At 59.5% G+C, this 24,044-nt stretch carries 20 protein-coding genes and 1 tRNA gene; 7 read left to right on the forward strand and 14 right to left on the reverse strand.

Annotated features, from left to right (window positions below):
* Window positions 1–268, forward strand: a 268-nt coding sequence (locus VJ651_RS18910) for a transposase (protein WP_324108933.1), incomplete at its 5' end; no start/stop codon positions are given.
* Between the two features lie 6 nt (window positions 269–274).
* On the opposite strand, the gene VJ651_RS18915 is transcribed toward VJ651_RS18910, so the two are convergent.
* The 6 genes from VJ651_RS18915 to VJ651_RS18940 form a co-directional block, all read right to left on the reverse strand.
* Window positions 275–1,006 carry an ABC transporter transmembrane domain-containing protein gene (locus VJ651_RS18915; RefSeq protein WP_324108934.1) on the reverse strand — a complete coding sequence of 244 codons (732 nt, stop codon included), beginning with the start codon at window positions 1,004–1,006 and terminating at the stop codon, window positions 275–277.
* Between the two features lie 211 nt (window positions 1,007–1,217).
* Window positions 1,218–1,308: transfer RNA gene (locus VJ651_RS18920), tRNA-Ser, on the reverse strand.
* A gap of 110 nt (window positions 1,309–1,418) precedes the next feature.
* Window positions 1,419–2,714 (reverse strand): serine--tRNA ligase, encoded by a 1,296-nt coding sequence (gene serS / locus VJ651_RS18925; protein ID WP_324108935.1) that lies wholly within the window; start codon window positions 2,712–2,714, stop codon window positions 1,419–1,421.
* A 138-nt stretch (window positions 2,715–2,852) separates the two neighbouring features.
* The gene (locus VJ651_RS18930) at window positions 2,853–4,148 is read right to left on the reverse strand and encodes a replication-associated recombination protein A (RefSeq protein ID WP_324108936.1); all 1,296 of its coding nucleotides are present in this window, start codon (window positions 4,146–4,148) and stop codon (window positions 2,853–2,855) included.
* 59 nt (window positions 4,149–4,207) lie between these two features.
* Window positions 4,208–4,867: an outer membrane lipoprotein chaperone LolA gene (gene lolA, locus VJ651_RS18935; RefSeq protein WP_324108937.1), complete on the reverse strand. Its 660-nt coding sequence runs from the start codon at window positions 4,865–4,867 to the stop codon at window positions 4,208–4,210.
* A gap of 9 nt (window positions 4,868–4,876) precedes the next feature.
* Complete coding sequence (locus VJ651_RS18940) at window positions 4,877–7,216, reverse strand: DNA translocase FtsK (protein ID WP_324108938.1); 2,340 nt, start codon at window positions 7,214–7,216, stop codon at window positions 4,877–4,879.
* Between the two features lie 245 nt (window positions 7,217–7,461).
* Here VJ651_RS18940 and trxB point away from each other — a divergent pair, with 245 nt between their 5' ends.
* From trxB to VJ651_RS18955, 3 genes are all read left to right on the forward strand, one after another.
* On the forward strand, window positions 7,462–8,418 hold the full coding sequence (trxB, locus tag VJ651_RS18945) for a thioredoxin-disulfide reductase (protein ID WP_324108939.1): 957 nt from the start codon (window positions 7,462–7,464) through the stop codon (window positions 8,416–8,418).
* A 77-nt stretch (window positions 8,419–8,495) separates the two neighbouring features.
* On the forward strand, window positions 8,496–9,134 hold the full coding sequence (locus tag VJ651_RS18950; protein ID WP_324108940.1) for a Smr/MutS family protein: 639 nt from the start codon (window positions 8,496–8,498) through the stop codon (window positions 9,132–9,134).
* A gap of 103 nt (window positions 9,135–9,237) precedes the next feature.
* A complete protein-coding gene (locus VJ651_RS18955) occupies window positions 9,238–9,840 on the forward strand; it encodes a trimeric intracellular cation channel family protein (RefSeq protein ID WP_324108941.1) in 603 nt (200 codons plus the stop codon).
* A gap of 63 nt (window positions 9,841–9,903) precedes the next feature.
* Here VJ651_RS18955 and VJ651_RS18960 read toward each other — a convergent pair whose 3' ends face one another.
* Together VJ651_RS18960 and VJ651_RS18965 are read right to left on the reverse strand one after the other, a co-directional pair.
* Entirely contained in the window at window positions 9,904–10,242 is a 339-nt protein-coding gene (locus VJ651_RS18960) for a P-II family nitrogen regulator (RefSeq protein ID WP_136419327.1), read from the reverse strand.
* Window positions 10,243–10,263: 21 nt separating this feature from the next.
* The gene (locus tag VJ651_RS18965) at window positions 10,264–11,877 is read right to left on the reverse strand and encodes an NAD+ synthase (RefSeq protein ID WP_324108942.1); all 1,614 of its coding nucleotides are present in this window, start codon (window positions 11,875–11,877) and stop codon (window positions 10,264–10,266) included.
* Window positions 11,878–11,921: 44 nt separating this feature from the next.
* Between VJ651_RS18965 and VJ651_RS18970 the strand changes: the two genes are divergently transcribed.
* Both VJ651_RS18970 and VJ651_RS18975 read left to right on the forward strand, forming a co-directional pair.
* The gene (locus VJ651_RS18970; protein WP_324108943.1) at window positions 11,922–13,073 is read left to right on the forward strand and encodes a GNAT family N-acetyltransferase; all 1,152 of its coding nucleotides are present in this window, start codon (window positions 11,922–11,924) and stop codon (window positions 13,071–13,073) included.
* Between the two features lie 111 nt (window positions 13,074–13,184).
* Complete coding sequence (locus VJ651_RS18975; protein WP_324108944.1) at window positions 13,185–14,222, forward strand: serine/threonine-protein kinase; 1,038 nt, start codon at window positions 13,185–13,187, stop codon at window positions 14,220–14,222.
* Here VJ651_RS18975 and VJ651_RS18980 read toward each other — a convergent pair.
* From VJ651_RS18980 to hemC, 6 genes are all read right to left on the reverse strand, one after another.
* Entirely contained in the window at window positions 14,219–15,874 is a 1,656-nt protein-coding gene (locus tag VJ651_RS18980; protein ID WP_324108945.1) for an HDOD domain-containing protein, read from the reverse strand. The two genes, VJ651_RS18975 and VJ651_RS18980, sit on opposite strands and share 4 nt — an antisense overlap.
* Before the next feature lie 230 nt (window positions 15,875–16,104).
* Window positions 16,105–16,644 (reverse strand): inorganic diphosphatase, encoded by a 540-nt coding sequence (ppa, locus tag VJ651_RS18985; protein WP_136419332.1) that lies wholly within the window; start codon window positions 16,642–16,644, stop codon window positions 16,105–16,107.
* Window positions 16,645–16,813: 169 nt separating this feature from the next.
* A complete protein-coding gene (locus VJ651_RS18990) occupies window positions 16,814–18,010 on the reverse strand; it encodes a heme biosynthesis protein HemY (protein WP_324108946.1) in 1,197 nt (398 codons plus the stop codon).
* A 12-nt stretch (window positions 18,011–18,022) separates the two neighbouring features.
* Complete coding sequence (locus VJ651_RS18995) at window positions 18,023–19,195, reverse strand: uroporphyrinogen-III C-methyltransferase (RefSeq protein ID WP_324108947.1); 1,173 nt, start codon at window positions 19,193–19,195, stop codon at window positions 18,023–18,025.
* Window positions 19,192–19,974 (reverse strand): uroporphyrinogen-III synthase, encoded by a 783-nt coding sequence (locus VJ651_RS19000; RefSeq protein WP_324108948.1) that lies wholly within the window; start codon window positions 19,972–19,974, stop codon window positions 19,192–19,194. Before VJ651_RS19000 ends, VJ651_RS18995 begins: the two co-directional genes overlap by 4 nt.
* A gap of 118 nt (window positions 19,975–20,092) precedes the next feature.
* Window positions 20,093–21,043: a hydroxymethylbilane synthase gene (gene hemC, locus VJ651_RS19005; protein ID WP_324108949.1), complete on the reverse strand. Its 951-nt coding sequence runs from the start codon at window positions 21,041–21,043 to the stop codon at window positions 20,093–20,095.
* Between the two features lie 115 nt (window positions 21,044–21,158).
* Between hemC and ppc the strand changes: the two genes are divergently transcribed.
* Window positions 21,159–24,017, forward strand: coding sequence for a phosphoenolpyruvate carboxylase (gene ppc / locus VJ651_RS19010; protein WP_324108950.1), 2,859 nt, complete (start codon window positions 21,159–21,161; stop codon window positions 24,015–24,017).
* Window positions 24,018–24,044: the final 27 nt, after the last annotated feature.

Consider the following 24,044-nt stretch of genomic DNA (forward strand, 5'->3'; position numbering starts at 1 on the left):
TTGCGAGGGCTATCGTCTTATCCTGCGGCAGCGCCACATCCATCCTCAACTCGCCAAGCGCGGCACCGGGCATGGCAGCCACCTTGGCTTGACGCGCTGGGTCGTCGAACGCACTTTCGCCTGGCTGCATCAATTTCGACGATTGCGTGTGCGTTATGAAAGGCGAGCCGATATACATGAAGGTTTCCTCCGATTGGGCTGCGCCATCATCTGCTGGCGAACGTTACGCAAGGCTTGGCTCGATCCATTTCCATTCCCATTTTGTTAGACGCTCTTAATGTTCATAGAATTCATCCTTATCGTTCGCGAGCCGCCTCGGTAATTGCCTTCTGTACAGGCGATAGCAAATACTCCAGCACGGTACGTTTTGGCCGGACTGGATGGTGAGGGACAGGTTTTCGTAGACGAGCGGCAGGTGCTCGGCGTAGCGGAAGGCAATGTTCTCGATCTGGATTTCGCCTCTGCGTCGCGTGTCGCGCGCGGGGATCAAGGAATACGGTTCCATTGGCGCATTCATCAGGTCGCCGAGACGTGCCACCGACAGGCTCGCTTGCTGGAATTGCTGCCATAAGCCGACCAGGCGCAGCATCGGTTGCGACAGCTTGCCGGCGAACATCTGAAAGGCGACCAGCATGCCGATGGTGAAGGCGGTGCTGTGCATGACAGTGTAGGCGCCGATGGCGAGGATCAATAGGCTCAGCACCTGCTCAAGCAGGTTGGCGATCGTGTTGTAGGTATTGGCGAGCTGTTTGGTGGCGAAGCCGGCTTGCAGGTAGCTCGCCAAATAACCGCAGTATTTGGTGTTGAGTTGCGGTTCGAGTTGCAACGATTTGACGGTTTCGAGGCCGACGATGTATTCGGTCAGGAAGGCCTGATTGCGGGCACTGAATTGAAACTGCTCTTGCAAGCGTTTCTGGAAGATTGGTGCAACGAGCAAACTCAGGCCGACGATGGTTCCGAGCACGGCCAGGGCGATCAGGGTCAGCGTGACGCTGTAGTGGAACATGATCGCGACAAAGATTAGTAGGAACGGTAAACTTATATAGTGTTGGCGCAGTTTTGGGGCATCAAAGCGCGCAAAGCACGAAGCGCTATGCTCATCTGGCAACTGACACGCTGGCGGATGCAATTGCGTTGATAGGCAAAAAATCCCGCACCAGTTAAAAATAAGGCCGCAATTAAGCGGCCTTATTAATGATGCTAACTACTTGAATTTATGGCGGAAAGGGTCGGATTCGAACCGACGGTACGGTATAACCGTACACTGGATTTCGAGTCCAGCGCATTCGACCACTCTGCCACCTTTCCGTTCTTGGTCGTTTTGCGACGGGTCAGCGCCGCAAAGCATGTGAGTATAGCAGACTCTGATTGCAGACGGAATAGGTCATCGTTGCCATTCCGCGAAGCAAAGGCGTCGCTCAGGCGGCGTGCGCGAGGCGCTTTGCACCACCCATGTAGGGTTGCAGCGCTGCCGGAATGTCGACGCTGCCATCTGCCTGTTGATAGTTTTCCAGGATCGCGACCAGGGTGCGGCCGACTGCAAGGCCGGAACCGTTGAGCGTGTGTACCAGTTCCGGCTTGCCTTGGGCATTACGGAAGCGCGCCTGCATGCGGCGAGCCTGGAAGCCTTCACAGTTGGATACCGAGGAAATCTCGCGATAGGTGTTCTGCGCCGGCAACCACACCTCCAGGTCATAGGTCTTCGCGGCACCGAAACCCATGTCGCCGGTGCACAGCGTGATGACGCGATACGGCAGTCCGAGCTTTTTCAGGATGTTCTCGGCATGGCCGACCATCTCTTCCAACGCCTCGTAGGATTTCTCGGGGTGCACGATCTGCACCATCTCGACCTTGTCGAACTGATGCTGGCGAATCATGCCACGCGTATCGCGTCCGTAACTGCCCGCTTCCGAACGGAAGCATGGCGTGTGTGCCGTGAGCTTCATCGGCAATGCGTCGCCGGCGAGGATTTCATCGCGCACCATGTTTGTGAGCGGCACTTCCGAAGTCGGAATCAGATACAAGGCCTCGCCCTCGCCTTCCTGTCCACCCTTCTTCGCCGCGAACAGGTCGGCTTCAAATTTCGGCAACTGGCCGGTCCCGCGCAGCGAGTCGGCATTCACGATATACGGCGTATAGCATTCGGTGTAACCATGCTCGCTGGTGTGCGTGTCCAGCATGAACTGGGCGAGCGCGCGATGCAGGCGCGCGATGCCGCCCTTCATGACGGCAAAACGCGAACCGGTCAGCTTGGCAGCGACATCGAAATCCAGTCCGAGCCCGGCCCCGACATCAACATGATCCTTGACCTCGAAATCGAATGCGCGCGGCGTACCGACCTTGCGCACCTCGACGTTGGCCGTTTCATCCTGACCGACCGGCACCGATTCGTGCGGCAGATTGGGTACGGCCAGCATGAATTCGCTCATCTTCGCCTGCACTGCGTCGAGACGCTCGGCCGATGCCTTCAACTCGTCGCCGATGCCCGCAACCTCCGCCATCACGGCTGATGTATCTTCGCCCTTGCCTTTAAGCATGCCGATTTGCTTGGACAGGGTATTGCGCTTGCCTTGCAGCTCCTCAGTATGCGTCTGGATCTGCTTGCGTTCTGCCTCAAGCGTGTTGAAGGTGGCGACATCCAGTTGAAATTTGCGCGCGGCCAGGCGGGTGGCGACACTGTCAATGTCTTTGCGGAGAAGTTGAATATCGATCATGGAAATTGCGAGGATGTTGAATGCGAAACCGCCATTGTACCAAGCAGAAGCGTTTTCCCATCCATGGATGAGCGGTTCGAAGCTTGACGATGGCCAAGTTTGTTGACTCGAGCCATTCAGTTTTTACCGGGTAAAACCCTACTTTTTCTCGTTCTTCCTTGCCTCGCGGTCCAGCGATCGCAGGTGTGCGAGTTTGTCGCCGATCTTTCCCTCCAGGCCGCGCGGCGTCGGCTGATACCATCCCGGTTCCCGCATGCCCTCGGGCAGATAGGTTTCCCCCGCGGCATAGGCGTCCGGCTCGTCATGCGCATAGCGATACAGCTTGCCGTAGCCAAGCTCCTTCATCAGCTTGGTAGGCGCATTGCGCAAATGCTCCGGCACCGGACGCGACTTGTCCTTGGCCACGAAGGCGCGCGCGGTGTTGTACGCGTTGTAGACGGCGTTCGACTTGGCCGCACAGGCAAGAAACACGATCGCTTCCGCCAGCGCCAGTTCTCCCTCGGGCGATCCAAGTCGTTCATAGACCTCGGCGGCATCGAGCGCCAGCCGCAGCGCGCGGGGATCGGCCAGGCCGATGTCTTCGGTCGCCATGCGAATGATGCGGCGCGCGAGATAGCGCGGGTCGGCGCCGCCGTCGAGCATGCGCACGAACCAGTACAAGGCGGCATCCGGATTGGAACCGCGTACCGATTTGTGAAGAGCGGAGATCTGGTCGTAAAACGCGTCGCCACCCTTGTCGAACCGGCGCAGGTTCTCCGCCAGCGCCGTCGCCAGCAAGGCTTCATCGACTTCGTGCTTGCCGCTCGCAGTGGCGGCGCGCGCGACGATCTCCAAGTTGTTCAGCAGCTTGCGGCCGTCGCCATCGGCGCTCGCAATCAGCGTCGACTTGGATTCCGGCGTGAAATCCAGGCCGCCCAACTCCTGGATGCAAGCACGGTCGACCAGCTCATCCAGATCCTCATCCGACAGCGATTTCAGCACGTACACTGCCGCCCGCGACAACAAGGCGCTGTTCACCTCGAACGAAGGATTCTCCGTCGTTGCACCGATGAAGGTGAACAGGCCGCTTTCGACATGCGGAAGGAATGCATCCTGCTGGCTCTTGTTGAATCGATGCACTTCATCGACGAACAGAATGGTGCGGCGGCCCGAATTGGCACGGACGATCTGCGCGTGCTCGACCGCTTCACGAATATCCTTGACGCCGGAAAGCACCGCCGACAGGGCGATGAACTCCGCATTGAAGCTGTCGGCCATCAGTCGCGCCAGCGTCGTCTTGCCGACGCCAGGCGGCCCCCACAGGATCATCGAATGCGGCTCGCCGGACTCGAAGGCAACCCGCAACGGCTTGCCCGGACCGAGCAGATGCTGCTGGCCGATGACGTCGTCCAGCGAGTGCGGGCGTAGCCTTTCGGCTAAAGGAATCGAAGTCATGAGTAGCGCGGATCAGGTCCGCGAATTATTTGCCAGGGCGGGTCTCTGCCCGCCTCGCGTCATTGTCGAAAAACATCGGCGCCCTTGGGCATCACGAATTTGAACTGTTCCGCGCCCAGCGGTGGATTCTTTTCGAACTTCTGGAAGGACAGCAGCGACACCTGGCCGAAGGAATCGCGCAGCTCCATTGCCTGCGGCAGGCCGTCCTTCAAGCCGATGCCGATGCGTTCAAAGGTGGTGTCCTTGGTCTTGGGCGTTGCTTCCAGCCATTCGAGCCCTTCCTTGGCGCCGCCTTCCTTGAGCGTGAAATTTTTTTCCAGATCGTTACTGCCGAACAGGATCGCCGCCGGTGATGACCCGAGCGCATCGCCAAGCGGCTTGACCGTGACCTGGTTCAAATCCTTGTCGTAAATGTAGAGTTTGTCGCCATCGGCCTGCAACAGCTGCTCGTAGGGTTTCTGGTATTTCCAGATGAACTTGCCGGGGCGCGCGAACACGAAGCTGCCGGAAGCCTGGTTGGACATTTTGGTCGCGCCATCCACAACTTTTACCTGGCGCTGCGTGAACTCACCCTTGGCGGATTTCGTGCTGCTGACAAAGGTCTTGAACTGGTCAAGTGCCGAGGCGCTGGCAAGTGCCGGAATCGCCAGGACGAGCGCGCTGAGCAGGCTCGCTGTGCGTTGGAAACGAAATACGGATCGCGATCTTTCTTGTGTCAAGGTTTTTTCCTATTCAGTAGTATTGCCTGCGGGCACGAGGATTTCGCGGTTGCCATTGGATTGCATGGTCGAAACCAGACCGCTTTGCTCCATTTGTTCCAGCAAGCGCGCTGCGCGATTGTAGCCGATGCGCAAGTGCCGCTGCACCAGCGAGATCGAGGCGCGACGGTTTTTCAGTACCACGGCCACCGCCTGGTCGTACAGTGCATCGGATTCGCCGCTGCCGCCGGCGCCTTCGCCGCCGAACGCGGCATCTCCCCCTTCTTCCGCGACACCACCCTCTAGGATTCCCTCAATGTAATTCGGTTCCCCCTGTGCCTTCAGGTGTTGCACCACGCGATGCACCTCCTCATCGGACACAAAGGCGCCGTGCACCCGGTTCGGCAAGCCGCTGCCCGGCGGCATATAGAGCATGTCGCCCATGCCGAGCAAGGCCTCCGCGCCCATCTGGTCGAGGATGGTACGCGAGTCGATCTTGCTGCTGACCTGGAATGCAATCCGCGTCGGAATATTCGCCTTGATCAGGCCGGTGATCACATCGACCGATGGACGCTGCGTCGCCAGGATCAGGTGAATGCCCGCCGCGCGCGCCTTCTGCGCGATACGCGCGATCAGTTCTTCCACCTTCTTGCCGACGACCATCATGAGGTCGGCCAATTCGTCGATGATGATGACAATGGTCGGCAGTTTTTCCAGCGGCTCGGGCGCATCCGGTGTCAGGCTGAACGGGTTCGGAATCTTCTCTTCGTTCTTCTCGGCGTCGGCGATCTTGTGGTTGTAGCCGGCGAGATTGCGCACGCCGAGCTTGGACATCAGCTTGTAGCGACGCTCCATTTCCGCCACCGCCCAGTTGAGCGCATGGCCGGCCTGGCGCATGTCGGTCACCACTGGCGCCAGCAAATGCGGAATGCCTTCGTAGACCGACATTTCCAGCATTTTCGGATCGATCAGGATCATGCGCACATTGTTCGGATCGGACTTGTACAACAGCGACAGGATGGTGGCATTGATGCCGACCGATTTGCCGGAACCGGTAGTACCCGCGATCAGCAAGTGCGGCATCTTTGCAAGGTCGGCCACCACCGGATTGCCGGCGATATCCTTGCCGAGCGCGACGGTCAGGCTCGAATTACTGTCGTGATAGACCTTGGAGCCAAGGATCTCGGTCAGGCGCACAATCTGCCGCTTCGGATTCGGCAACTCCAGGCCCATGTAATTTTTGCCGGGGATGGTTTCGACCACGCGAATCGACGTCAGCGACAGCGAACGCGCCAGGTCGCGTGCGAGATTGACGATCTGGCTGCCCTTCACGCCGGTGGCCGGCTCGATTTCATAACGGGTAATCACCGGGCCCGGGTAGGCGGCGACGACCTTGGCATCGACACCGAAATCGGACAACTTCTTCTCGATCAGGCGGCTGGTGAATTCCAGCGTTTCGACACTGACCGTCTCCTGCGCCGGAGGCGGCTCATCCAGCAAGGACAAGGGCGGCAGATTCGTGTCCGGCAGGTCGGCAAACAGCGAGACCTGTTTTTCCTTCTCCACGCGTTCGGACTTCGGCACCGCAATGACCTGCGGCTCGATGCGAATCGGACTGGCTTCCACAATCTTCGCGCGCTCCTGCACCACCGTCACCTCGCGCTTGACGGCCGCCACCTGCCCGACCTTGCGGTCCTCGCGCGCCGCATACAGATTGCGTATGCGCTGAATGCCGTTTTCAATCGCGCCGCCGAGACGTTCGGCCACCGCCAGCCAGGACACATGAAAGAACAGGCTGAAGCCGACGCCAAACAGCAGCAGCAGGAACAGCGTCGCACCGGTGAAGCCCAGCGCGCTCTGCGCCGCGCGGCCGATCAATTCGCCCAGCACGCCGCCCGGCGCACGCGGTAATTGCGCTTTGAGAGAATACATGCGCAGATACTCGATCGCCACACTCCCGATCAACATCAGCACGAAGCCGATCGAACGAATCCATACCTCGTGATGATGCTCGGGCTCCGGCTCCTTTTGCAGGAGGAAGCGCTGCGAAAGACGCCGATAGCCGACCCACACCGAGCGCAGCATGAAAACGCAGCACCACCAGGCCGAAAAACCGAAGATGAACAGCATCAGGTCCGCCACCCAGGCACCAATGCGTCCGCCCCAATTATTCAAATGCGGCACGACGCTGGCGTGGGACCAGCCCGGATCGGCCTTGGAATATGTCAGAAAGATAATGATCAGATAGACAGTCGCCACCGTCAGCGCGAACCAGCGCGCCTCGGACAGCAGCCGTACCAGTCGGTTCGGCAGCGGCTGCGCTTCCGGCGGATTGGTGTTGCGGGTATATGCTTGATTTGTTCGGGTCATAACTGGTTGAAAACTCGGTGAAGCACCCCTGCGCGGCCGTCATCGGGCGAGAATTTGGCGTGCCGTGCGGCCTTGCGTGGCTTGTTCGTCTATAATCTTAACCAGTTTTTCAGGCGCAATACCGAATATCTCGGGATGCGGTTGAAATTTTGCCTTTTGGCGACATATGCAAACCGTCGAGAGCGGACTTTGTCAGTTTTGCGCTTCCTCGCCGACCAATTCCATCAATCCCCCAACATACTGCTATGGCAACCACCAAACACGCCAACGTACTGATTATCGGTTCCGGCCCGGCCGGGTATAGCGCGGCCGTCTATGCTGCGCGCGCCAACCTGAAACCTGTCCTGATTACCGGCGTCGAGCAAGGCGGCCAACTGATGACGACGACCGATGTCGAAAACTGGCCCGGCGATCCGATGGGCGTGCAAGGACCGGAATTGATGCAGCGCCTGCTGCAGCACGCCGAGCGTTTCAATACCGAGATCGTATTCGACTATGTCCACACCGTCCGCCTGAATGAAAAACCGATGCGCCTGATCGGCGACAACGGCGAATACACCTGCAACGCACTGATCATCGCCACCGGTGCCTCGGCGCAGTACCTCGGACTGCCGTCCGAAGAAGCCTTCATGGGCAAAGGCGTTTCGGCCTGCGCGACCTGCGACGGCTTTTTCTACAAGGGCCAGGACGTCGCCGTCATCGGCGGCGGCAATACCGCTGTCGAAGAAGCGCTGTACCTCGCGAACATCGCCAACAAGGTGACGGTGGTCCATCGCCGCAACAAGTTCCGCGCCGAACCGATCCTGATCGACCGCCTAATGGCCAAGGTCGCGGAAGGCAAGATCGAGCTCAAGCTCGACCATACCCTCGACGAAGTCACCGGCGACGATAGCGGCGTCACCGGCATCAACATCAAGTCGACGGTCGACGGCGCGATCAGTAAGGTGGTCGTGCATGGCGTCTTCATCGCGATCGGCCACAAGCCGAATACCGGCATTTTCGAAGGCCAGATCGAGATGCACAACGGTTACATCAAGACCAGGGGCGGCTCAGACGGCATGGCGACAGCCACCAACATCCCGGGCGTATTCGCTGCCGGCGACGTGCAGGACCATGTGTACCGTCAGGCGGTCACCAGCGCCGGCACCGGCTGCATGGCGGCGCTCGACGCACAGAAGTACCTGGAAAGCCTCGAAGGCTGATCCGGCGATTGACAACAGCAGTACCCGTTTGCGCCTGCGGTCCCTGCCCGGCGCGAACGGTTTTGGAATGATCCATCATGTCTGGCACCATCAAGGACTTCGCCTCGCTGAAGGCGCTGCGCGCGAAGATCAAGGCGCAGGAAGAAGCACGCAAGACAATAGAGGCGGAACGAGTACGTCGTGAAAAGGAATGCAGGCACGACAGCGAGCTGTTCCGCCGCTCGATCGGCGAAGTGGCACCCCTGCCGCCGTCGAACAAGGCCGAATCCAGCATTCCCCGCCCCTTGCCCATACCGCTCAAGCATCTGGCCGACGAGCAAGCCGCTCTCGAGGAATCGTTGTCCGATGAATTCAACGTCGATACCCTGCTCGATACCGACCACGAGCTAAGCTATGCACGGACCGGCATCAGCTCCGACATCCTGCGCAAGCTCCGCCGTGGCCATTGGGTGATTCAGGGGCAACTCGACTTGCACGGAATGCGGCGTGAAGAAGCGCGCGAAGCGCTCGCCGAATTCCTTCGCAATGCCGTCAAGCGCGGCCAGCGATGCGTGCGCATCATTCATGGCAAGGGCTTGGGCTCGATTAACAAGGAGCCTGTTCTCAAGAGCAAAGTTCGCAGCTGGCTGGTGCAAAAGGAAGAAGTGATTGCGTTTTGCCAGGCGCGCGCTGCCGATGGCGGATCGGGGGCTCTTGTTGTCTTGCTGAAGGCATGATCGCGCAAGAAGTTCATGCATCCCAGCGGAGGGCAATACGCTCACCTTGCATTCCCGTCCCATGCAAGTATCATGCAGGTCAAATCACCTCCCATCCGCCCGCATGTCCCTGATCAAAATCATCGAAATCCTCGCCATTCTGATCAGCGCGTTCTCGGGTTTCATCGAGGCGCGCAGCAAGAAGATGGATGTGGTCGGCGTGTTCACGGTGGCGTTCATTACCGCGTTTGGGGGCGGCACGCTGCGCGACATTCTGCTCGACAAGCGGCCGCTGTTCTGGGTCACTCATCAGGAATATGCGATCCTGATTTTCCTGCTGGCCCTGGTTGCCGCTCCGGTAATCCGCACGCTGCGCAAGATTGCGTCCGAGCGACTCATCGTGATTGCCGATGCACTCGGACTGGGATTGTTTTCAATTGCCGGCGTTTCCGAGGCCCTGATCGCGGGAATGCCGCTCTTCATCGCGTCGATGATGGGTGTGATCACAGGCATATTCGGCGGCATACTGCGCGACGTGATCTGCAATGAAATCCCGATGGTGCTGCGCGACGGCAGACCTTACGCGATCTGTTCCTTTGCGGGATGCTGGATGTATCTGCTGATGCAAAAAGCCGGCGTGCCGCCGGATTTTGCCTTGTGGTCAAGCGCGCTGGCGATCTGCGGCTTGCGTCTTGCGACCTGGGTGAAAGGTATCAGGCTGGATTGATCAATGGGAGACAGGCCCGGCAGAGACATCCGCTGCCGACTCCAACACGGGCCACGATCTGATTCAGACTGCGTCTGCGCCAGTCTCGCCAGTGCGAATCCGGATCACCTGTTCCACATTCCGCACGAAGATCTTGCCGTCGCCGATCTTACCGGTCCGCGCAGCCTTGATAATCGCATCCACCGCCTGATCGACCACCTTGTCGTCAATGACCGCTTCGATTTTGACCTTCGGCAGAAAATCGACCACGTATTCGGCACCGCGATACAGCTCGGTATGCCCTTTCTGGCGGCCGAAACCCTTCACCTCCGTCACCGTCAAGCCGGTAACGCCGATTTCGCCAAGCGCTTCACGCACTTCGTCCAGCTTGAAAGGTTTAATGATTGCAGTAACCAGCTTCATAACAACTCCTTAGATTGAATGTCACTCACGAAATCTTGATGTAATCGGGTAGCGCCAGTCGCGGCCGAATGCGCGGTGCGTGATGCGGATGCCGATCGGCGCCTGGCGGCGCTTGTACTCGTTGATCTTGATCAAACGCGTGACACGCTCGACGTCCTCGCTACGATACCCCGCCGCGATGATCTCGGCAATGCTGCGGTTCTCTTCCATGTACATCTGCATGATCGCATCCAGGACCTCGTAGGGTGGCAGCGAATCCTGGTCGGTCTGGTTCGGCCGCAGTTCCGCCGAGGGCGCGCGCGTCAGGATGCGTTCCGGGATCACCTCGGAAACGGAATTGCGGTACGTGCATAAACGGTACACCAGGGTCTTGGCAATGTCCTTGATCACCGCGAAGCCGCCCGCCATGTCGCCGTAGAGCGTGCAGTAGCCGACCGCCATCTCGCTCTTGTTCCCGGTTGTGAGAACGATGGAGCCGTACTTGTTCGACAACGCCATCAATATGGTGCCGCGGATGCGCGCCTGGATGTTCTCTTCCGTGGTGTCTTCCGGCAGTCCCTTGAACTCTTGCGCCAGAGTGCTGCGGAATGCGTTGAAGCAGTCGACAATCGGAATTTCATCGTAGCGCACACCGATGCGCTTGACCATCTCGCGTGAATCGAGCCACGAGATCTCGGCGGTGTAAGGCGAAGGCATCATCACTGCGCGCACCTTGTCCGCGCCCAGTGCGTCCACCGCCACAGCCAGCGTCAATGCCGAGTCGACGCCGCCCGACAATCCGATGAGCACGCTGGGAAAACCGTTCTTGCCGATATAGTCGCGCACGCCGAGCACCAGCGCCTTGTACACCTGCTCCTCGATCGATTGTTCCGGCGCAATCGGTCCGGAAACCGGACGCGCACCGTCGAACTCGATAATCTGAAGATCTTCTTCGCAGTGCTTCAACTGCGCGCAAACGGCTCCCTTTGCATCCAGTGCGAAGGAATTGCCGTCGAAGATCAGCTCGTCTTGCCCGCCGACCAGGTTGGCATACACCATCGGCAAGCCGAGCGAGCACACATTCTTGCGCATCACGTCATAGCGCAGGTATTGCTTGTTCATGTGATACGGCGAGCCGTTCGGCACCAGGAGCACCTGTGCGCCCGCGTCCTTCGCCCGTATCGGAGTGTGGCTGGCCCAGGTATCCTCGCAAATGTTGATGCCGAATCGAACGCCCTTCACGTCGAATACCAGCGGCTCATCCGACGACGAAAAGTAGCGTTTCTCGTCGAACACCGTATCGTTCGGCAGGTCATGTTTCCGGTAGGCGCCGAGCACTTTTCCGTTCAGGATGACCGATGCGGCATTGAAGCGCCTTCCGTGGTGCAAGATGGGTTGACCGACAATGACATGCACGTCCTTGAGGTCAGCCAGCTCGGCCGTCAATGCCTCAAACTGTTCCGCCGTTTTTGCGTAGAATGACTGACGCAACAACAAATCTTCCGGCGGATAGCCGGATAGCGACATTTCCGGCGTCAGGACGATGTCTGCGCCCAGCGCCGCTGCACGGCGAGCAAAATCCGCGATTTTTGTGCGGTTGCCGGCGAGATCGCCAACCGTACTGTTGATTTGAGCAATGGCAACTTTGACTGTCATGGTGAAAATTACAACGACCGAATCCGCTAAATGCATTAACAATCGTGAATTATCGCACGCGAATCGTCTCTTCTCTTTCCGATATCGGTCAAACGGCCTGGGATGAACTCGTCGCCACGCAGGCGAACACCAATCCTTTCCTTTCCTTCGCGTTCCTCGACGCCTTGCATGAGGCGGGCTGTGCCTCGCCGGAAACCGGCTGGCAACCGCAGTATCTGACGCTGTGGCATGCCAGCCGGCTGGAAGCCGCGCTTCCCCTTTACGTGAAATCCCATTCGTATGGCGAATACGTATTCGACTGGGCCTGGGCCGACGCCTACCGCCGCAACGGGCTGGAGTATTACCCGAAGCTGTTGTCTGCGATTCCGTTCACTCCCGTGACAGGAAGCCGGCTGCTGGCGCGCAGTCCAGACGCGGAGGGCGCGCTGATCGATGCATTATGCGAACTGCAGACGCAAAACGGCCTGTCATCGACGCACATATTGTTCCCGCCCGAGCGGCAGGCGCACGCACTACAGGAAGCGGGTTTCATGCTGCGCACCGGCGTGCAGTTTCACTGGATCAATCAGGGGTACCGGGATTTCGATGACTTCCTCGCTACACTCGACCGAAAGAAGCGCAAGAACATCCGCGCCGAGCGACGCAAGGTGCAGGAAGCCGGCATCAGCTTTCGCCATCTGCGCGGTGCGCAGGTCGGCAAGGCGGACTGGCGTTTCTTCAAGCATTGTTATGACCGGACCTATGCGGCTCACTACTCGACACCCTATCTGAACCTCGACTTCTTTCTTCGCATCGGCGCCAGCATGCCGGAGAATATCCTGCTGATCGTGGCCGAGCGCGAAAACAGGCCGATTGCCTGTTCACTCGTCGTCCATGATCAGAACAGCTTGTATGGACGCTACTGGGGGGCCGTCGAAGAAGTACCATGTCTGCATTTTGAAACGGCCTATTACCAGCCGCTGGAGTTCTGCATCGCACAGAAGATTCAGTGCTTCGAAGGAGGCGCGCAAGGCGAACACAAGATGGCGCGCGGGTTTCTGCCGCAAAAAACCTGGTCCGCGCACTGGCTTGCCCATCCCGCCTTTGCGGAGGCCATCGAACATTTCCTGCAACAGGAAAGCGGCGGCATCGATGCCTACATTGACGAACTGGAAGAGCGCAATCCGTTCAAATCCGGCGGCAACACTTTCAGTTAATGAATCATGGAAACCACGTGTTTCACGCAGATTCCTGAACGGCCGAATTTTCCGACACCCCTGATATAACGCCTTGCCAAAATCAAAACTTCCCGGCATGCTCTCGGCATCATGTCAGTTCCCGCCATTGCACCGGTCACTCCCGCCATCAGCCGAATCGGGCGTTTTTACGTCACGCGAGAGCTTGGCCGCGGGACGGTAGGCTGCGTTTATCTCGGCCACGACCCGGTCATCGGTCGCGAAGTCGCGATCAAGACATTCAATCCCCGCCTGACGCCATCCGAGCGAAACAAGTACGAACAACAGTTCATCAACGAGGCGCGTGCCGCCGGCCGCCTCGCGCATCCTCACATCGTCACGATCTACGACGCCTCCGTCGAAAACGGGGCAACCTACATCGCGATGGAATATCTGCAGGGACGCGGCTTGAATCGGGTGCTGGATAGCGGACATCGCTTCAAGCCGGACGAGGTCGCATCAATCGTCTGGAGGCTGGCAGACGCGCTCAATCATGCGCATCAGCACCAGGTCATTCACCGCGACATCAAACCGGCGAATATTTTCATGACTGAAGGCGACCTGCCGAAGCTGATCGATTTCGGGATCGCACGCGCGCCCAATCGTCTCGCAGACAAATTCGCGCATGTGGACGATCCCGTCACGCTACTTCACGGCAACAACGTGGTTGGCACGCCGAACTATATGTCGCCCGAGCAGGCATCCGGAAAACCGATCGATGAGCGCACGGACATCTATTCGCTCGGAGCGGTCATGTATGAAATGCTGGTCGGCCACCCTCCTTTTCATGCCGAAAGCGCGGACAAGCTGCTGCAACAGGTCATCACCAAGGCACCGCCAGCGCCCGTCGAACTGGATCAGCACATTCCTGTCGTGTTGTCCCAGATCGTGATGAAGGCAATGAGCAAGCGTCCGGAAAAACGCTACCAGAGTGCCGAGCAGATGGCGCTTGAAATCAAGCGCTACTTGCTGAAGGAGCAGCGTGCGCGGCGTCGCATGCGGCTTGCACTGCCACCGGAAGCGCAGAGCAAACGCGAAGGATTTCTTGCGAGTCACAGCATGATGGCCTGGCTCGGCTACTTTTCGCTGGCCGCCGCAACAGTATTGACCGGCTTCGTGCTGCTGCGCTAGCGCGAATTGAGCGCAGTCAGAATCTGCCCCTTGAGCGTCTTGATCAACGCCGTTTCATCCGTCGGCACACCTTCCGGCGCCGCCTGCGTGCGGTCCGCATAAAACAATCCGAGCTGCTTCTTCTGCACCACAAGCGGCAGCACAATGAAGCTGCGCGCATCCGAGAACATGGTGCGATACCAGGCCGGAAGCAGGTCGCGGATCTTTTGCGCAGTGGCGTCGGAGATCATGAGATCGGCATCGTTTTCCATCGAAAGGTGAAACAAGTCACGCGCCGTCGCCGCCGGAAAAACAAAACCCGCCTGACGGTCGACATTATTCTCGCCTATCGATATCCGCGCCTTGAATTGATGGCTCTGCATGTCTTTCAGGACGACCGTGGCGAAGCGAAATCCCATGCTGTTGTACAGCGTTTCAAGCACCAGCAGCATCAGGTCATTGACCTTGCAGCGTCCGGACGCCATCATCTGCGTCACGTCTTGTACGCCGGCCAGCAAGAGGTCGCGCGCATTCATCGGCTTTCCGCTGGCATGGCGCTCGGTAACCTGAAGCGGCAGTGCCTCCTCGGCCGTTTGCATCATCAGATCGTCAAGCAGGTCGGACTCGGCACTCTTTCCTCGCTTTGCCGCCGAACCTGATCCCGCGCTCTCGGCACCGGCGGCGTTTCCGGAGCCGGCCCCTGTCGGAGAATGGTCGAGATGCTCCTCCGTGTGCAGCGCCAGTTCGATATTGGCTGCAAGCATGCGCGCTTCCTGGGCCACGCTGGTAAACAGCAGGTTAAGCTTCGTCTGGTCGAGGCCGAGCGCGGCGCCGAAGCGGGCCAGAACGGCCTTCACCGCGGCATCCTGGCCGGCACCGTTGATGCCCGGGATCAATCGAGCGGCGGCAGAACTGAAGGCGGCCACCTGCTGGACCCATTCCTGCCTTGACCTGGCTGTTTTCAACACACCGCCAGGCAAGGGCGCAAGCGATTGCACAATCGTGTCGGGCATTCTCCATTCGCGCAGAACCGCGTCCCCCAGCATGTCAAAACTGCAGCCAAGCACCTGCATCGACGCCTGGGATGGCGAGTGGCTTCCGTTGTCCACCAGCCTGTTGATTCGGGAATACAGATCGTGATCGTGCGCCGCCACCAGCAGGCGTCCGATGTTCTTGAAAAGTGCGGCGATCGCCGCCTCCTCGCCGTCCTTGAAGTGCCCACGGCGCGCCATCTCGCGGCCGATGATGCTGGCGCACAGCGCGTGAGCAAGCTCATTGCGCACGCTCTTCGCATGCTTGCCCGACATGCGATCGACCAGCAGCATCGCCAAAGCCGTGGTTTTTACCGCATCGAATCCGAGCATGAAAATTGCCTTCGAAACCGTCGTGACCGGCGTTCCCGATGCGGTTCGATAGTTCACGGTGTTGGCGATGCGCAGTATCTTCTGGGTCAGCGCCACGTCGGACAGAATAAAATGCGCGAGATCGCGAACTGCCTCGTCGTCCGATGAGGTCATCTGCACAACGCGGGAAACCGAACTGCCGAGGGCGGGCAGGTCCGCTTCACTGCTGATTTTCTGCAGCAGGCGATCGCGCGCCGAAGTGGCGGATTCGTCACCGGCAACCGAGAATCCGCTATCGGCCCTGGACGGCCCAGTGTTTTCAAAGACCACTTCTAAAGACTCCCGCGTGTACGCAAGCTGACGAAACCTATGATGACCCATCCGGCACGAATTGTCGATGCGTCGACAATTCCGCAACAACAGTCTTATATCGGCCGATGTCCGGTTTAATTGAGCCTCGCAATCGATATTCGTTCAATCGACGACATCGCCGCCGAAGCCCTGCTCAAGGCACAAAAAAAGCGCACTGAAAAGTGCGCTTTCTTCCGCCGCGTAACAGATTATTTGCTGTGCTCTCTGTTGTAGGCCGCAACGCCATTGACGATTTCCTTCTTGGCTTCGTCCGGGCCGTACCATCCCTCGATCTTGACCCACTTGCCCTTTTCGAGGTCCTTGTAGTGTTCGAAGAAGTGCTGGATCTGTTGCAGGCGGAGTTCGTTCATGTCCTCCGGCTTTTGCCAATGCGTGTAGATCGGCAGGACCTTGTCGACCGGAACTGCCAGCAATTTCGCGTCGCCGCCGGCCTCATCCTTCATCTTCAACACGCCGATCGGGCGGCAACGCACGACAACACCCGGGATCAGCGGGAACGGGGTCACCACCAGCACGTCCACCGGGTCGCCATCGTCCGAGATGGTTTGCGGGATGTAGCCGTAGTTGCACGGATAATGCATCGCGGTGCCCATGAAACGGTCCACGAAGATCGCGCCGGTTTCCTTGTCCACTTCGTACTTGATCGGATCCGCGTTCATCGGAATTTCGATGATGACATTGAAATCGTCCGGCAGATTTCGCCCGGCGGGCACATTACTCAAACTCATATTGCTCTCTCAAAATGAAAAAATTCTGGAATGCCGGGATTATAACGGCTTTCATTCCCGCCTTGTGCGTCGCAGCAGACGGTTCGCCACGCGATTGCGCACTCTCCGCTTATGTCAGGGGCACGTCAGCAAGGGGTGCTAGGCGGCGGGCGCGTTACAGGATGGTTCGTTACAGGATGGTTGCCAATGCGCACTGCCGGTAATGCGCAGCTGCCTGATCGGTCTGGTTCAATGCCTCGTGGAGTTGCGCAAGCTTCAAATGCGCCTGCCGAACGGTTTCCGGTTCGGTGGTATCGGATAGCGCCTGTTCCAGGTGGCGCTGCGCCTTCCCCCACAGCTTCTGGCGCAGGCAAAGCGTACCCAGCGTCAGCGCCAGTTCGGGGTCGTTCGGTCGGGTCTGTGCCCACTCTTCGCAAAGTTCAATCTGCGCGAGCAAGGCGGGAGAGCCCTCGGCGGCCGCGGAGTTGCCGTAGGCACGCACCAAACGCTCGTCCCAGCCGGCGGCCAGTGCCTTTTCGACGATGCTGCGTGCCTCGTCCTGCAAGCCTCGCGCACTGAATGCTTTCGCTGCGCGTATGGCGACGTAGGGCTGTACCCGGTCCTCGCCGGGAATGTCGGCCCACACATTACGAAGCGATTCCGTGTCATGCGCATTGTTCGACAGCAAGGCTTCATAGGCCAATTCCCGGAGGCGGCGCGACAATGCCGGGTGCAAGGCATTGCGCTTGTCCAGCAGACGCACCAGGCGCAATACTTCCGGCCAGTTCTTCGCACGCTGGTTGGCCTTCAAGGCCAGCCGCAATGCATGAATATGCCGGGTGCCGCTGGAATTGAGTTCCTTGATCGCCTCCAATGCGGGTTCGGACTCATAGCCGTCGATCGACAGTTCCATCGCCGTCATGAGGCGCGCCGTCTTCAGCGACTGATCGTCCTGCGCCTTGGCAAGCCACACGTCGCGACGATCGGGTTGGCCGATGCGATGCGCCGCACGGGCTGCGATCAATGCCGACAATCCGGCGTTGTCCGCGCATTCGGCAGCACGTGCGGCAGCTTTCTCAGCGTGTCCGAAGCGGCCTTCGAACAAGGCCTTGAGCGCTTCACGCAATGCGCGATTGCCTTCGCGCTCCCGCTTTTCCCTGCGATAGGCGGCAACGCGCTGCGGCATTTGCTGCGTGCTGCGGATCGCATTGAAAATTGCGAAGAGCACGGCGAACAGCACCGCCATCAACACAATGAAAAAATTGAGCGACAGGTCGATGCGGTATGGCGGATAGAAGAACACCACGTTGCCCAGATTGAAGCGGGCACCGACAGCCAGGCCGATAGCGGCGGCGAACAGGATAACGAGCGAAAGGAAGATGCGCATTGTCCCGGACCTTTACGGCTTCGCCTTGTAATTCCGCACCGCGTTCAAGCTGTCCGCCAAGGTCGGCATTTCAATCGAAATGTTGCTGGCCTGGACTTGACGCAACAGGGCCTGCGTCGTTTGCGTCTGCTTGGCGCGCGTGTCGAAATAACGGCTGATCGCATCTTGCGCCGCCACCAGATCGCTGCGAAATGCGGCTTCATTGCGCGTCAGGAGCGCTACCCGCGCATTCAGCAGGCGCAGCTTCAAGTTCTCTCGTGCGTAGTAGGACTGTGTCGGCGAAAGCAGCAGCGCATCGGGAATATCGACATTGCGCACGCGGATCAGTTGGCGAACCTCGGTCCACATCTCGTTGGTCCAGCTGTCCCACTTGTCGCCCAGGTCCGCGATCCAGTCGGATGCGCTGTTCCTCACCTTACCGGCTCCGGCTGCCGGTTTGGCCTCCGCTTTATTAAGCGCGCGACGGGAAGTCTTCGGTTGAGTCGGCGCAAGAACGGGCTTTTCATCGGACAGCAGGGGCATGTTGTCGATCTGTCCGATGACGCTGTCCAGGCGCAAGGCAATTCCTGTCAGATCGACAGTCGGCAGCGCCTTGAGCCGCTCCAGGTCTTTCGCGATCGCGCGGCGAATCATGATGAACTGGGGTTTGTCCGAGCGCGACAGGCGGCTGTCCGCGTTTTGCAGGGCGATGATCGCTCCCTGCACGTTGCCGGCGAGTTGCAACTGCTGGCTGGCGGTGGACAGCACCTGTTCGATCTCGGCCAACGCCCAATCGTCGCGATTCTTCGACAATTCCTGGTAAAGCTGCTCCAGCGCCAATTGCTGGCTTTGCGCTTCCGTCTGTTTACTTTCCAGCACGTTGACCTTGGCCTGCAACTCCCGCATCCCGTCCTGAACCGTCTTCACCAGCACTTTGGTTTCAGTCGTGAGCGTTTCGCCGCTTTTCAGACGCTGCGCCACTTCGTCGCGCAAGCTGCTGATTTCGTGCTGAGCAGACCACCACTGCGCAATCAACAGCACGGCAAGAATGCTCAATCCGCCGTAGATCGGCTTGAGCGTTTTCTGTAGGCGTGGCGCATTATCATTTTGCAAAGGTGCGCGGGAAGTCGCCGGTTCCGCCTGTTGCGATGGCGGATTCGACTGGAAGGATTGACCGGGGTCGGAAGATGGAGGCAATTCGTTCATGCTCGAAATTGTAACGCGGCTAACACTTGTTCGTCGCCTGATCCGGTCTGCGTCAGCTTGGCGAATCCGAGCATTCGCGCATTTTCCGCGATGCGCGCATGGGGCACGATGAGTCTTTGCTGTTGCAATTTAACCACGCCCTGGTCACCAGCCAGCTCTCGCACCATGTCCACGAGGATGCGCAAGGCCTCGGAGCTGGTGATGATCCAGTCTGCTTCGCAATCCAGCAAGCGCTGCAATTGTTCGCGTGCCGGCTGGTCGAGAACCGGCGCAGCGCGCCGGTAGGCAGCAATTTGCTCGACCTGCACGCCTTGATCGCGCAAGGCGTCGGCGAGCAGCTCGCGACCTGTCTCACCGCGCACGATCAACACACGCTTGCCGCGCAATGCATCAAGATCCAGCACTTCAAGCAGGGTCTGCGAATCGGTTCGATGCGGATCGATCGGACTGATGATGTCGGCATTCATCGACGTCAAACCGTGGTTTGCCAGCGCAAGCTTGCTGCCCTCGCCCATCACGGCGATGGCGACATCTTTCGGCCACTCCTTGAGAAGACTGAAGGCAGCGTCAATGGCGTTCGGACTGACGAAGGCGACCAGTGCGTAGCTTGCCAGATCGCCGAGTACCGCCTTCAGTTTCGACTGATCGGGCAAGGGCTGTATGTCCAACAGGGGAAACACGACTGCCTCTCGCCCCTGCTCCGCGATGCGCCGGGCAAGCGGCCTGGCCTGCGCAAGCGGACGCGTGACAACAACGGGATGGGAAGATTGGTCTGTCATTGGCTGTATGAGCTCGGGCGTCATGCCTTGTCAGGCGCAAGAGATCGGCAAGAGATCGACTTCCGCTCCGTGGATGCAGGATGCGGTCGACTGTCATCAACCGCATCCGTTTTCGGTATCAGGCTGCGTCCATTGCCCGGCATGCTGCCAGGATGTCGTCCGCGCCTTGCGATTGCAAGGCCTGTGCAATCTGCTGGCCGAGCAATTCAGGCGCATTCGCCGGACCGGATGCGTCCGCGGTCGCGATGCGCTTGCCATCCGGCGTCGCGACCATCGCGCGCAGGTGCATCGTCGCCTGGCCGTCGACGGTTCCGAACGCGGCAAGCGGAATCTGGCAGCTGCCGCCGAATGTGCGCGACACGGTGCGTTCCGCGCTCACTGCCTGGGCAGTCGACTCGTGGTTGAGCGGTGCAAGCAGCTGCAGCAAGTCGTCGCGGCCATCCAGGATTTCGATCGCCATCGCGCCCTGCCCCGGTGCAGGCAGGCTCTGTTCCGGTTGGATCAGTGAGCGGATGCGTTGAGCCAGTCCGAGGCGCTTCAGGCCCGCCGCCGCGAGAATGATCGCGGCATATTCGCCGCGATCCAGCTTGCCGAGGCGCGTATCGAGATTGCCACGCAGCGGGCGGATCACCAGTTTCGGGAAACGGGCGGCGATCAGTGCTTGACGCCGCAGGCTGCTGGTGCCGACGACAGCGCCGTCGGGCAGGTCGTCCAGCGAAGCGTATTCATTGGAGACGAAGGCATCGCGCGGATCTTCACGTTCCAGCACGGCGGCCAGCGCAAACCCCTCCGGCAATTCCATCGGCACATCCTTGAGCGAATGCACGGCGAGGTCCGCACGGCGCTCGGCCATCGCGACTTCCAGCTCCTTGACGAACAAACCTTTGCCGCCAACCTTGGACAGTGCGCGGTCGAGGATCTGGTCGCCTTGCGTGGTCATGCCGAGAATTTCGATGCTGCACTGCGGATATAATGCCGACAACCTGGCGCGGACATGCTCCGCTTGCCACATGGCCAGACGACTTTCGCGAGACGCAATCACTAACTTGGAGGGAGGGGAAACTTTCACGGAGGGCTCTTTCGAATTTCAATGATGCTGACCGCATCGATTTTATCATGCACATACGTGCCTCCCGGTGGCCGCGAGCCACTTTCTAGTGTAAAGCTGATTGCAATCAATCAACATGCCAAGACAACAGAACCTCCCGGCGCCGGTCAACAAGGCCGCGAACGACAAAGACGCCCCACTAAAAGAAGATATCCGCCTGCTGGGCCGACTGCTCGGCAATGTCCTGCGCGAACAGGAAGGCGAAACCGTTTTCCACGTCGTCGAGACCATCCGCCAGACGGCCGTGCGCTTTCGCCGTGAGTCCGACGCCCAGTCCGGCGCCGAGCTCAACAAGATGCTGAAGAAGCTCACCCGTGACCAGACAATCACCGTGGTGCGCGCATTTTCGTATTTCTCCCACCTCGCCAACATCGCCGAAGACCAGCATCACAATCGCCGCCGCCGTGCCCACCTCCTCGCTGGATCGGCGCCGCAGCAAGGCAGCATCGCATTTGCCCTGTCGAAGCTGGACGACGCCGGCGTATCGGGCGCGACCGTGCGCCGCTTCTTCAAGGAGGCGCTGATCTCGCCGGTCCTGACCGCGCATCCGACTGAAGTGCAGCGCAAAAGCACGCTCGACGCGGAGCGCGAAATCGCCCGCCTGCTGGCTGAACGCGATCACCCGCTGACACCCAAGGAAATGGCCCGCAATACGCAATTGCTGCATGCCTGCGTTACGACGCTGTGGCAGACCCGCATGCTGCGCTACACCAAGCTGACGGTGGCCGATGAGATCGAGAATGCGCTGTCGTATTACCGCACCACCTTCCTGCGCGAACTGCCGGGACTCTATGACGACATCGAAAACGAGATCGGCGCGCAGTTTCCGCAACGGCATGTTGATGAAAAAGACTTTCCGCCCTTCGTGCAAATGGGGAGCTGGATCGGCGGCGACCGCGACGGCAATCCCAATGTGAATGCCGGCACGATGCAACACGCGCTGATGCGCCAGTCGACCGCGATTTTCGATTTCTATCTGGAAGAAGTACATGCATTGGGCGCGGAGTTATCGATTTCCACCCTGCTGGTCAGCGTCAGCCCCGAATTGCAGGCGCTGGCCGACAGCTCGCCCGACCAGTCCGAGCATCGGATGGACGAACCATACCGCCGCGCGCTGATCGGACTGTATGCACGCCTGGCCGCAACGGCCCGCAAGCTCGGCGCAGCTCACGTCCTGCGGCAGGAGGTCGGCTCTGCCGCTCCCTACGAAACCGCCGCCGAATTCACGCGCGACCTGCAGGTGCTGGCCGATTCGCTCAAGGCCCATCACGGCGCAGCTCTCATCAAGCCTCGCCTGGCAACGGTTAAGCGCGCCTCGGAAATCTTCGGCTTCCACCTCGCCACGCTCGACATGCGTCAAAGTTCGGATGTGCACGAACGGGTTCTTGGCGAATTGTTCTCCCGTGCCAAGGCGCATCCGAACTACAGCGGATTATCCGAAGACGAAAAGGTAGAACTGCTGCTCGATGAGCTGAGCAAGCCTCGCCTGCTGTATTCGCCCTATCTCGACTATTCCGCCGAGACCGGCTCGGAACTGGCGATCCTGCGCGCTGCGCGCGAAATCCGCCAGCGCTACGGCGATCGGGCGATCCGCAACTACATCATCTCGCACACGGAAACGGTGTCCGACCTGCTGGAAGTCTTGCTGCTGCAGAAGGAAACCGGTCTGCTGCATGTCGAGTGGGACCACGCATCGGGACAAGTGCACGATGCGCGCATGGAATTGATGGTCATCCCCTTGTTCGAGACCATCCCGGACTTGCGCTGCGCGGCCGGCATCATGGAAAGCTACATGTCGCTGCCGCAGGTCCGTCATCTGATTGCGAAACAAGGCGATCTGCAGGAAGTGATGCTCGGTTATTCCGACTCCAACAAGGATGGCGGCTTCCTCACGTCGAACTGGGAGCTGTACAAGGCGGAAACGCAGCTCGTGGAATTGTTCGACGGCGCGAACGTAAAGCTGCGCCTGTTCCACGGGCGCGGCGGTACGGTAGGTCGCGGCGGCGGCCCCAGCTACGAGGCGATCCTCGCGCAACCGGCCGGCACTGTCAACGGACAGATCCGCTTGACCGAGCAGGGCGAGATCATCGCGTCGAAATTCTCCAATCCGGAGATCGGTCGGCGCAACCTGGAACTGCTGGTGGCCGCGACGCTGGAAGCCAGCCTGACGCCGCATGCGCCGCAAGGGCGCAGGGCAAAGAAACTGGCCGAGTGCGAGAGCGTGATGGAAGAGTTGTCCGCTCGTGCCTATCGCGCCTACCGCGATCTTGTGTATGGAACGCCGGGTTTCACTGATTACTTCTTCTCGGCGACACCAATTGCGGAAATCGCCGAGCTCAACATCGGATCGCGGCCGGCCTCGCGCAAGTCGACGCGCCGCATCGAGGACTTGCGAGCGATTCCCTGGGGCTTCTCCTGGGGCCAATGCCGGCTCCTGCTGCCAGGCTGGTACGGCTTCGGCAGCGCGGTGTCATCGTGGCTGTATGAAGATGCGGAAGCCAAGGAGCAAAAGAAACGGCTCGCGGTGCTGCGCGCGATGTTCAAGGAATGGCCGTTCTTCGCCACCCTATTGTCGAACATGGACATGGTGCTGTCCAAGACCGATCTCGCAGTTGCATCTCGCTACGCCGAACTGGTTGCCGACAAGCGATTGCGCAACAGTATCTTCAAGCGCATCGTGGAGGAGCACGAGCGCACGACGGCGTGCCTGACGACCATCACCGGCGCCAAGGAACGGCTGGCCGGCAATCCGCTGCTGGCGCGCTCGATCAAGAACCGGTTTGCCTATCTCGATCCGCTCAATCACTTGCAGGTAGAGCTGATCAAGAGGCATCGCGCGGCGACTGCCGAGGGACGCAAGCTGGACGAGCGCGTGCGGCGCGGCATCCATCTGTCGATCAACGGCATTGCCGCAGGCTTGCGCAACACCGGTTGATCTTCGCGTTCGGCGAACAAGGAGAAA

This window comes from Noviherbaspirillum sp. (assembly GCF_035254865.1).
Taxonomy (GTDB): Bacteria; Pseudomonadota; Gammaproteobacteria; order Burkholderiales; family Burkholderiaceae_D; genus Noviherbaspirillum.